8 protein-coding genes and 1 tRNA gene are annotated in these 10,488 nt (G+C 30.9%); all 9 read right to left on the bottom strand.

The annotated features are described in order from the left end of the window. Window positions 1–43 precede the first annotated feature (43 nt). The 9 genes from IY230_RS00245 to IY230_RS00205 all read right to left on the bottom strand — a co-directional run bounded on the left by IY230_RS00245 (window position 44) and on the right by IY230_RS00205 (window position 10,429). A tRNA-Ser gene (locus IY230_RS00245) sits at window positions 44–132 on the bottom strand. An 11-nt stretch (window positions 133–143) separates the two neighbouring features. Next, a complete protein-coding gene (ptsP, locus tag IY230_RS00240; protein WP_196369348.1) occupies window positions 144–1,856 on the bottom strand; it encodes a phosphoenolpyruvate--protein phosphotransferase in 1,713 nt (570 codons plus the stop codon). 5 nt (window positions 1,857–1,861) lie between these two features. Continuing rightward, window positions 1,862–5,128 carry an ATP-binding protein gene (locus tag IY230_RS00235; protein ID WP_196369347.1) on the bottom strand — a complete coding sequence of 1,089 codons (3,267 nt, stop codon included), beginning with the start codon at window positions 5,126–5,128 and terminating at the stop codon, window positions 1,862–1,864. Beyond that, a complete protein-coding gene (locus IY230_RS00230; RefSeq protein ID WP_230852551.1) occupies window positions 5,106–5,744 on the bottom strand; it encodes a DUF4194 domain-containing protein in 639 nt (212 codons plus the stop codon). Before IY230_RS00230 ends, IY230_RS00235 begins: the two co-directional genes overlap by 23 nt. After that, window positions 5,741–7,114 carry a Wadjet anti-phage system protein JetA family protein gene (locus tag IY230_RS00225; RefSeq protein ID WP_196369346.1) on the bottom strand — a complete coding sequence of 458 codons (1,374 nt, stop codon included), beginning with the start codon at window positions 7,112–7,114 and terminating at the stop codon, window positions 5,741–5,743. The genes IY230_RS00230 and IY230_RS00225 overlap by 4 nt, the downstream gene beginning before the upstream one ends. A gap of 211 nt (window positions 7,115–7,325) precedes the next feature. Beyond that, a complete protein-coding gene (locus IY230_RS00220; RefSeq protein ID WP_196369345.1) occupies window positions 7,326–8,969 on the bottom strand; it encodes a DEAD/DEAH box helicase in 1,644 nt (547 codons plus the stop codon). 99 nt (window positions 8,970–9,068) lie between these two features. Further along, the gene (locus IY230_RS00215; protein WP_196369344.1) at window positions 9,069–9,578 is read right to left on the bottom strand and encodes a hypothetical protein; all 510 of its coding nucleotides are present in this window, start codon (window positions 9,576–9,578) and stop codon (window positions 9,069–9,071) included. A gap of 74 nt (window positions 9,579–9,652) precedes the next feature. Beyond that, on the bottom strand, window positions 9,653–10,099 hold the full coding sequence (locus IY230_RS00210) for a PTS sugar transporter subunit IIA (RefSeq protein ID WP_196369343.1): 447 nt from the start codon (window positions 10,097–10,099) through the stop codon (window positions 9,653–9,655). 96 nt (window positions 10,100–10,195) lie between these two features. Continuing rightward, window positions 10,196–10,429 (bottom strand): heavy-metal-associated domain-containing protein, encoded by a 234-nt coding sequence (locus IY230_RS00205; RefSeq protein ID WP_196369342.1) that lies wholly within the window; start codon window positions 10,427–10,429, stop codon window positions 10,196–10,198. Between the last annotated feature and the right edge of the window lie 59 nt (window positions 10,430–10,488).

Here is a 10,488-nt window from a genome sequence, read left to right as displayed (position 1 = left end):
AAAAAAAGTCTGATACTTGAGTATCAGACTGTCTAAATTCAACTGGCGGAACAAGAGGGATTTGAACCCTCGCGGCTATTACACCCTACACGCTTTCCAAGCGTGCCTCTTCAGCCTCTTGAGTATTGTTCCGTGTGAAGGACTTAATTTTTAAGTCCTTTAATATATGTATTTATAAGTGCTTCAACTTCGTAAGGGTAATCTAGTAATAATGCTTTTTCGGCAATTTCTTCTAGTGCCTTATAAGTTGTTTTAGAAATCAAGTATTTGTTTTCTAAAATTAAGTTTGCATGCATGCTTAAATGTTTGATACCTAAGCCAATAAGTAGTAAACTTTGAGCTTTATGGCCAGCCATTTCACCGCACACGCTAACTATTATACCATGCTTATTAGCCTTGTCAATCATAGATTTAATGGTGGACAATAAAATTGGATTATATGGTTGATAAAGATATGCTACACGTTCATTCATTCTATCTGCTGCAAACATGTATTGAATCAGATCATTGGTTCCAATACTGATGAAGTCAATATGTGGTAAAAACTTTTCTATACCAAGTGCAGCGGATGGTACTTCAACCATCATACCAATTTTTGGATAATTTACTTCATGTCCTTCAATCTTTAATGCTTGATAGGTTTCATCTAGTATCTTCTTCGCATCCATGAGTTCTTTTAAAGTAGAAATCATTGGAAACATGACTTTAATATTTTGATGTTTATTAGCACGTAAGATAGCACGAAGTTGAGTTTTAAATAATGATGGATAACTTAGGCTATATCTGATTGCTCTATTACCTAAAAATGGGTTTAATTCTTTACGCATATTGAGGTAACTTAAGTTTTTATCGCCACCAATATCAAGCGTTCTAATAGTGACTTCATTAGTTTCAAATGATGTTGCTACCTTTTCATAGAAGATAAATAGTTCATCTTCGGTTGGAAAATCATCAGATTCTAAATACTGGTTTTCTGTACGTAATAAACCAATACCTGAAGCATTAGCATCTAGTGCTTCTTGAATGTCTAGATCAACACCAATGTTTGCAGCTAAATGGACTTCATGATGGTCTATGGTTGCTGTTTTAAGGTCTTTTATTGTTTCATACGTTGATTGTAATTTAAGTGCTTCTTGCTGTTTAGTTTGGTATGTTTTGATGGTATCTTCACTAGGTTCTAATAAAATATCCCCTGTGTGTCCATCAATGATTGCAAGTGTGTCGTGATGTATTTTACTTACATCAACACCAGTAATTGCAGGAATACCTAAATTTCTAGCAAGAATTGCTGAGTGACTTGTTTTAGATCCTTTTTCAATGACAATACCTTTAATAAAAGTTGTGTCTAAATTGATTGTTTCTGAAGGGACTAAATCAGTTGCTACAAGTATCACATCTTCATTAAATACATAAAGACTATGCGTTTTTCCACTTAAAATATGTAATACTCTGTTTGAAATATCTTCTAAATCAGAGATACGTTCCTTAATGTATGGATTATCACTTAACTCAAACAAATCAATCATTTCACTCATGGTTTGCTTAAATGCGTAGGCAGCATCTAGATTAAAGTCATTTATTTTAACATGCGCATTTTTTATCATTTCAGGGTCTTTAATCATCATTTGCTGTGCTCTAAAGATTTGGGCATGTTCATCCCCAATTCTTTCTTCAGCTTGTTTGGTTAGATTTTCAAGTTCCTTATCTGCCTTATAAAGTGCATCCCCTAAGCGTTTGATTTCAAACGCTTTGTCGGTTGCATACTTATTCATTGCAAACATGTTATTTAGTTTGAATTGATGTACCTTAGCAATTGCTATACCACTGGATACACCATTACCTTTAAGTTTTGTCATTAGGGTTAAATAACCTCTCTTTTAAATGCCTCTACAATTGCAAAATCGTTATCTTTAACTATCGCTAGTGATGTTGTTACATAGTTTACAATATTACTTACTCTTTGAGGTGGAACTGCGATAAATAATTGAATACTTAATGAGTTATAGAACTTCATCATCGCATCAATTCTAGACTCATCCATGTTGTTAAATGCTTCGTCAAATAATACCATACAACCAGCATCAATACGTTTGTTCTTACTTAATAGTTGTTGGAAACTTGCTGCAATAACAATATAGAATGGTACTTGGGTCTCACCACCGGATTTTTCTTTACTTACCTTACTAAAGTATGATTTGTTACCATTTTCGTTTGTGACTTCAATATCATAACTCATGTAATAACGGTAATCTAAAAATTGTAATGCAAATTTATCATTTTCAGGATCAAATGAAGCAATCTTATTAAATAACTCCATTAATATAATTTCTTTACGTTTAGATAGGTTTTCTGTAAATAAGGTATGTTTAGCTACCGCATCAGAGTCCATAATGATATCATAGTAAGTTCTAAACTCTGGATTCTCTGATGGTTTTGTAACAAGTTCATAACTGTCCGTACCAAAGTGCTTTCCAGTTAAGGCTTGGTTAAGTTCTGCAATTTGAATTTGAGCGGCTTCAATCGATGCTCTTAGTTTACCTACAAATTCTTCTCTAAATCCGGTTTCAGAAGCTTTTCTTAAGTCAATTGCTTCTTGTTCATACTTCATTAAATTATTGTCTTTAATTAAGACAAACTCTTTTTCAAATTCAATGAGCTCTGATAGATCTGGTGCAGCACCAAAGTGATAGTTTGTAATATATGCACGCATTAAGTTTACAACATCAGCTTCTGCACGTGCATTTTGAGATTTAATTTGAATTGTAGATTGCGCTAAATCTCTAGAAATCAAGTCATAATTTGACTGATATCTCACTTTTAATGCATTAAACTGGTTATATGCTATCGGTAAAAGTGTTGGATATTTTTGATTCCACTCTTTTTGTTCCTTTAGATAATTGGATAATGCATCACGTGATTCTTCAATTTGTTCAAGAATACGTGTTTTTTCACTACGTAAATCAGCCATTTGATCAGCTAACTTTTCAAAATCCAGACGTAGTTGACGTTTCTTGTTACGCTCTTCATCAAGTTGTGACTCTAATTCAGCAATCTTAGGATTACTTGATAAATTCGCTACTTTTTGTTCTAGTTCAATGTATTCTTTTCTTGTTTGTTTAATATTATCAAAGTATCTAATTTGATTTGAAGATACAATATGAGTCAGTTTAGATTGTTGTAATAATCTCAAGGACATTTGATTTTTTTCAAGTAAATTAGATACACGTTTAAGTTCACTTGTCAGTTCACCTACTAACTTTGTATCCATCTCTACTTGAAGATGTGTAGATGAATTACCAATGTAAGGTACTTGATATTGACTTGGATTGATTTGTCTTGCTGTGTGGTTAGCATAAGTCATTGCAGACTTAGTAATTGATCTTTGATGATTTTTTAAATCACTTAAATTATCAACTGTGACAACATAACCCATGGTCATGTTGACATAGTTTCTAGCATAAGGATGATCTGTTGTTACTTTAGCAGCAAGTGAATTTGGTAAATGTGTTGTGTATTCACCAATTTTAGATGTATTGACTAACCCTACACCGTAAATAGATAATTCATTTTTAACACGGTCATAGACTTCAAGTGCATCATTAAAGTATAGTGGATCAATAATCAAGTCAAAACGTCTTGTATTTAGGTAACCTTCTAATGCATCACGCCATGCTTCATCTTTAACTTCAATTAAATCTGAAAAAGCACGCACACGTACATCTTTTTTATAATAGTTTGATAGTTCTGTATTAATAGCATCCATTAATGATTGAACATTTCTAGGATATGTTTTAACATTTCTCTTTAATGCATTTAACCTGTTTTCAGCAATTCTTAATTCATTTAAGATATTACCTCTTTCTTTTTCAAGTTCAGATTTTTCTACACTTAAAGCATTTAAATAACCACTAGCTGCAGATTGTGCACCTTCAATGTAGCTGCTTAATTCTAAGATGTTTGAGTTTTCTTCGTGACTAGAATAATATTTTAAGAATGCAGAGATATGTGTATTTGGATTTAAATTCACAAAGTCTCTATATAGATCAAGTTCTCTATTTAAGGTTGATTTTAAATCACTTACGATTTCTTTTTGTTCATTATACTGGTTACCTTTGGTATGTAACTGTTCTTTTAGGTTTGAAAGGGTACGCGTGATATCATCATTTTGACGTGATGTTTCAAGTTCTAAAATCGTTTCATCATTCGATGTTATTTGTCTATCTAAATCATCTTTTTGACGTTTAAGTACTTCATACTTAGCATTGACTTTATCAAGTAGATTTTCTGAATGGCTTAAAAAGGTCTCTCTTTTTTCAATGAATGCCATTTGATCAATTAACTCATTGGTCGTAATTTGATCTAGGTTTTGATTAAGAGACTCGCCCAAAGTAATAATTTTTTCTAATTTTTCTAATTTTTCTTTATCTAAACGAATTTGACCTTCAACACGTTTAAGTTGGGTCACGTTATTTTTTAGACTTTGAATATCAATTGGTTCATCATCTAATAAAAACTCAAAAACAAATGACTGTAAGTCGATTGGTCTAAAAGCAAGAGCTTTAGGTAATATTTTTGAGTACTTTTTAGCATCAATACCAAAGTATTTAGCAAGAGCATCACGGTATTGGCGTTGTGAGTCAAACGGCATAAAATCAATGGATAATGTTTTTAAATATGCCTTCATGGAGCGGTAATCTCTTGGCGTATTTTTATCCATAAAAATACCATCATGAATATTTAGGTTTTCTAGTAAATAAAATCTTTCTTTTAAGTTACCCATTTTAGGTAACTCTAGGACTGCACCAATAATACCAAATTCATCACTTTGTTCATCATAAAACTCTAGTGCAACATGCGTAATGACATCGCCTGAACGGATGAATTCTTTATTTTCAGCACCAATACGACCACGAACGTAACCTTCAAGGGTACGTTTGGCATCATCAGTTGCTGCAATATTAAATTTAGCACCAGATCTTCCACCGACTAATAGATATTGTAGGGCGTCAAGTAGTGTTGATTTACCAGCACCATTTTCACCAGAGATTAATGTATTACCATCTATTTTAATGGTTTGGTCTGTAAATAAATGCCAGTTAATAAGTTTAATCTTCGTCAATTTCTTCATTTACATTACCCCCTTTAACATAGTCATCTATGTGATCTAATAATTCTTTAATACTGTCTGTTCTAATAACATATAAAATTGTTGGATATATTTTAATTCTAGCATCGTCATTTAATTTACTATCCATATAATCAATGATGTTGTAACCTTTTAATAATTGAAGACTAGGTTTCAATGTCTCCTTAGTCATACGTTTATTATCTAGATAACCTACTTTAGTGAGTTCATCATGAACCTCACTTAAGTATATTTCAACGTTTTCATCCAGTGTGATTACATCCATCTTGGATTGATATAACATTCTAATAATAAGTAATAAAATACTTTCAGCTTTTCTAAGTCTTAAGTGATTGAAGTTTGATATATTTTTGATATATAAAACTTCTTCATGGCGCTCAATAATGAGTTCAAAATCTGATAAACAAAAATAGGCTTCAAATATTTCCTTATACGCTAATACAAAACGGTAATCATTTGCATCAGCAATCTTTTTTCTAGTGATGAAGTTCACTTGAAGTAATTTGTTTACAATTCTAGAAAAAACAGTTTTTTCTGCTTCTTTTAATACTACAAACTCTTCACTTAGTTTTTTTATTGCTTGGTTTTTGTTCATCATAAGCTTTTTCCTTTAACAAAGATTTCAAAATCAGTAAATTTAATATGTCCAATTCTCGTATCATAATTTAATAATCTAACATCGTAAACCATACCTGTTGATTTACTAAATAAGAAGATTAAGATCAGTTTAACAAAATCATCATTTGATTCTAATTCGATATGACTTGCTAATATCTTTGGTGCATCACCTAGTAGGTAAGTGACATAGTTGTTAATTTCTTTTTTAGAAAACAAGTTTGCCTTAAGTAAGCTTGCCATCTTACGTTCCTTAACCTCATCAGAGATATCTTGGTTATAGTCAATTTCCTCTGCAACGGCATCAACTCTTGGCCTTCTAACTGTTTGAAGCGAGTTTTCATCTAAGTTTCTAGCTCTAAAAAGGTTAAATATTTGACTGTAATCTACCTTTTTATCACTTAAAATGATTTTAAATAAACGATTCATTAAGCCTTCTAAATCTTCAGATGTATTAGTTAAAAACATAATTTTAGATGCAGCAGCATTGATATATAATTCGTTTTTATTATCAATACCTTCGATTAAATACTCAATGGCATCTATAGAATCTTTTATATAACGAATACGCTCTTCTACATAGTTATAAGCATCATTATATTGAAGTGCTTTTCTTTTAGTAAGTGCTTGTTCAGCCATGGTTTCCATATAACCTTCATTTTGGTAAATATAGGATATATTTTCTAAAATACTACGTTTATATCTTGGTAGTGAATCTGTGGTCTTTAAATGGTAGTATGCACTATCAAAGAAGTTTGTTTTATAGTCTATAAGAAGTTTTTCTAAAACTTTTTGTAAATCATCTTTTCTATCCTTTTTAACTAAATCAAAGTAGAAACGATAGATGTTTGCTTTTAATGTTTTTAGTTTTCTTAAGACATCTTCAATTTTTTGATATGCTTGTTCTACAATGGTTAAACCATCAATAATATCAAAAGATGACAAAAGAGAGTACACGGTGTAGATTTCACCGGTATACTCGTTTTCTTCACCCGTTTGAATTCTTTTTAGTAAATCAATGATTTTTATGGAGTAATCAAATAAATTTAATGACGTTTTATAATCCCCTAGTTCTTCCTCACCTAACCAACCATTTTGCTTCAATATATTAATGACAGAAACAGACTTTTGACGTGAAGTTGTGACTTCACTATCCCCCATCTGAAACTCTTCTTTAAGTTCATCAAAATAGTCAACTAGCTTATCAATCACATAGCCTCGTTCACCTTGAAACGCATTTTCAATTGAGTTGGTGGCATCATATATGATAAACAGACAGTCTACATATATATGTTTGTTTGGAGAAGATAAGACATTAAATAGTGTATCTGGGATGTTATCAAATAGATGCAAGACTAAATCCTCCTATTGCCTTTTCTAACTTATTGTATCATTTTTTAACGATTATTTCACTAATACTATACTTTATTACTTAGAATATTTATAGATAGTCTATATTTATAATATAGAACCATTAAGGTGTTAAAAGGGTGTTATTGCAATATGACTTATTTTTAAATGGTTTTTGTATCTATATATATAAAAAATAGCACGAATGTGCTATTTAGTTTAATGTTTTGATAACTACTTTTCTACCTTTGTAATTCACTTCTTTATTTGCATTAAGACGTCTTACAGAATCTTTTCTAAGACCAAATACTGTTTCATTTTTATTATGTCTAATGTCTCCAATATTTTTAGAGAAGATGCCATATTCTTTTTCCATGAATTTAAATAGTGTAGGAGGTGTTAAACCATCTGCTTTACCAATATTTAGGGTGAAGTCAACATATTGACCGCTACCACGTGCTGGTGAACCATCTCTTGATGATCTTGAATCTCTTCTACCTTTATCATTTCCTCTTTCACCTTGACTTCTTCTTGGTGCTTTTTCAGGAATGATTTCAATTGTTTCATAAGTTTTCTTAGAAGGTAGCATGCTGTCTAGTAAGTAATTTAATAATTGATCCTTAGAACCTTCATCCACTAATAATTCTTTAATAGCTTCTAAATGGTTTGGATATTCATTTGCTAGTTCAGTTTTAATTTTATGTTTGAATGTTTTAAGTTGTTCTTTGTAAACATCATCAGCAGTTGGTACTTCTAAGCGTTTAATATCAGCTTTAGTGTAGTGAGCTAACATATCTAACATACGACGTTTAAGTGGTGTAACAAATGTGAATGCTTTACCTTTTTTACCGGCACGACCTGTACGGCCAATACGGTGAACATAGATTTCATCTTGTTGAGGTAAATCATAGTTTACAATAACTTCAACATCATCAACGTCTAACCCTCTAGCTGCAACGTCTGTTGCTACTAAGATAGATAGTTGTTTACTTCTAAAACGGTTCATAACGTATGTACGTTGTGATTGTTTTAAGTCACCATGTAGTGCATCAGCAGTAAATCCTGCTTTTTGTAAACTTTCAGTAATTCTATCAGCACCTGCTTTTGTATTCACAAAAATAATTGCAGTTGATGGGTTTTCATAATCTAATAGACGTTCTAATAAACTTTGTTTTTCTTTTTCTTTAACTAAGAAGTAAGCTTGAGAAATACGATCAACTGTTAAACTTTTTGCTTCAATTTTAATAAGCTCAGGATTTTTTTGATAGTTTTTAGCTATCTTTTTAATAAATGCTGGCATTGTTGCAGAAAATAATACAGTTTGACGTGTTTCTGGTGTTGTTTGTAAAATGCGTTCGATATCATCTTGGAAACCCATTTTTAACATTTCATCAGCTTCATCTAATGTAAGTGTTGTAATGTGTGATAAATCCACTGTACCACGATCGATATGATCAATAATACGACCTGGTGTTGCAACAATGATATGTGGTTTTCTGTCTAATTCCTTGAATTGTTTTTCATAGGACTCACCACCAACGATGGTTGTAACTCTTAATTCTGGGTAAAACTTAACTAATTTAATAATTTCTTTGTATACTTGATTTGTTAATTCTCTAGTTGGAGTTAAAATTAAACCTTGAGTTTGTCTTAAGGATGTATCAGTTTTTTCGACCATCGGTATGCCAAAAGCAAATGTCTTTCCTGTTCCTGTTTGAGCTTGACCGATTAAGTCTAAACCTAAAATCATCTTTGGAATTGCTTGTTCCTGTATTGGTGTAGCTTCAGTAAAACCTAATTTTTCTAATGCTACTTTTGTTGTATCTAATATTGGTAAATCGTTAAATAAAATTGCCATTTAGTATCCCTTATTTCTTTTTCGTTTTTTGAACCTTATCAAGTATACCATGATGTCACTCATTTTTATGCATATTTACAAAAAAAGATGATTTTCACATCATCTTTCACAATCTTCTTCTATACAGTATTTAATACCTGAGTCTTTTTCATACATCTTAATTAGGGTTTGTTCAATATCAGAAATAGAACTAACGCCCACTAATCTAAACCCATGGGTAAAAGTAAGTGTTGGAGCAGTATCAATCTTTTGAAGTGTTGCATGTTCTAATTGATTTTTAACAATTCTTAAACTCTTATGTTCTTTTAAATTTGTTTGTAAATCTTTAATATCTACATAATATGGTGATAAACGGCTTTCTAACACAGTTGTCAAATCAACTTTACTACTAAAGAGTTCAAAAACAGTACATAAATAACTATGTTTTAACCCTTTTTTTCTTCCGTATTGGAATATTTCATGGTATTTAAAGTGCTCTTCTTTTTGCGGTAAAGATCTAAATAAGATATCCACATCTTTAGAATGTTTAAAGCGCTCAAAGGCATTATTTAAATTATTTATGACTTCTAAACTCTCTTGATTGAAGTCAAACCAAATTTCAACTCTCATGTCATCACCTAAAATTATTTTAACATGCCATAAAAAATAAAACCGCATAAACGATAATTTATGCGGACTTTGTGTTATTTTAAGTTTTTAGAGATGAAACTATGAATACTTTCCTTTGTATCTAGCGCTCTAATTTCTTGTTTTGATGCTTCTTCAAAATAGATAGTTGCAATCTTACTGATTAATACTAGATGCTCTTTTTGATAGCTATTTGGCATTGCAATTGCATATATTTCCTTCACTGGTAAACCATCGATTGCTTGATAGTCTATTTCGTTTTTTAAGCGAATATATAGCATCGTTGGAAACATCACAGATGTATCTAAAGTATGTGGCATACCGATACCTTCACCAAGACCTGTTGAAATTTCGCTTTCACGTTTTTCTAACGCTTTTTTAAAATCAGCACTTTCAGTAATACGTCCTAATGCTTTAAGTGTATTAGCAATAAAGTCAAATAGCTCATCTTTACTGGATACTTCTAAATCTAAATGGATATGATCAATTTCAAATAAGTTCATATATTATTTCCTTTACTCGTTTAGCCTAAGTGATTATATATGATTATAGATTTGAAGTCAAATGATTCATGCTAACAAATCGTTTTCTTTTTTTGCTTAGATATCTTTTGTATTAGATTTGATTACTTCATACCCTTGAGACTTAATTACTTGTTCAATTTTATCAATATCTAGTTTTGTGTCATCAAATTCTAATTTAACTTTACTTGAATTAAACATAACATTGACACTATCTTTATCTACACCATCTAATCCCTTAACTGCATTATTAATTTTTTGTAGACATGATGGACAAGTTAATGTTTCTAATTGAATTGTGGTTTTTTTCATATGTATTACTCCCTTTATTTTTATTTTATAGTCATATTATATACTCTAGTATTCTAATA

This window comes from Acholeplasma laidlawii (assembly GCF_015709225.1).
Classification (GTDB): Bacteria; Bacillota_I; Bacilli_A; order Acholeplasmatales; family Acholeplasmataceae; genus Acholeplasma; species Acholeplasma laidlawii_A.
Note: the sequence above shows the minus strand (reverse complement) of the source record. Positions and strands in the feature narration are given on the sequence as shown.

What these genes read in the sequence shown, in the direction of transcription:
- ptsP (WP_196369348.1), bottom strand. Translation starts at nt 1,856, where the DNA reads ATGACAAAACTTAAAGGTAATGGTGTATCCAGTGGTATAGCAATTGCT.
- IY230_RS00235 (WP_196369347.1), bottom strand. Translation starts at nt 5,128, where the DNA reads ATGAAGAAATTGACGAAGATTAAACTTATTAACTGGCATTTATTTACA.
- IY230_RS00230 (WP_230852551.1), bottom strand. Translation starts at nt 5,744, where the DNA reads ATGATGAACAAAAACCAAGCAATAAAAAAACTAAGTGAAGAGTTTGTA.
- IY230_RS00220 (WP_196369345.1), bottom strand. Translation starts at nt 8,969, where the DNA reads ATGGCAATTTTATTTAACGATTTACCAATATTAGATACAACAAAAGTA.
- IY230_RS00215 (WP_196369344.1), bottom strand. Translation starts at nt 9,578, where the DNA reads ATGAGAGTTGAAATTTGGTTTGACTTCAATCAAGAGAGTTTAGAAGTC.
- IY230_RS00210 (WP_196369343.1), bottom strand. Translation starts at nt 10,099, where the DNA reads ATGAACTTATTTGAAATTGATCATATCCATTTAGATTTAGAAGTATCC.
- IY230_RS00205 (WP_196369342.1), bottom strand. Translation starts at nt 10,429, where the DNA reads ATGAAAAAAACCACAATTCAATTAGAAACATTAACTTGTCCATCATGT.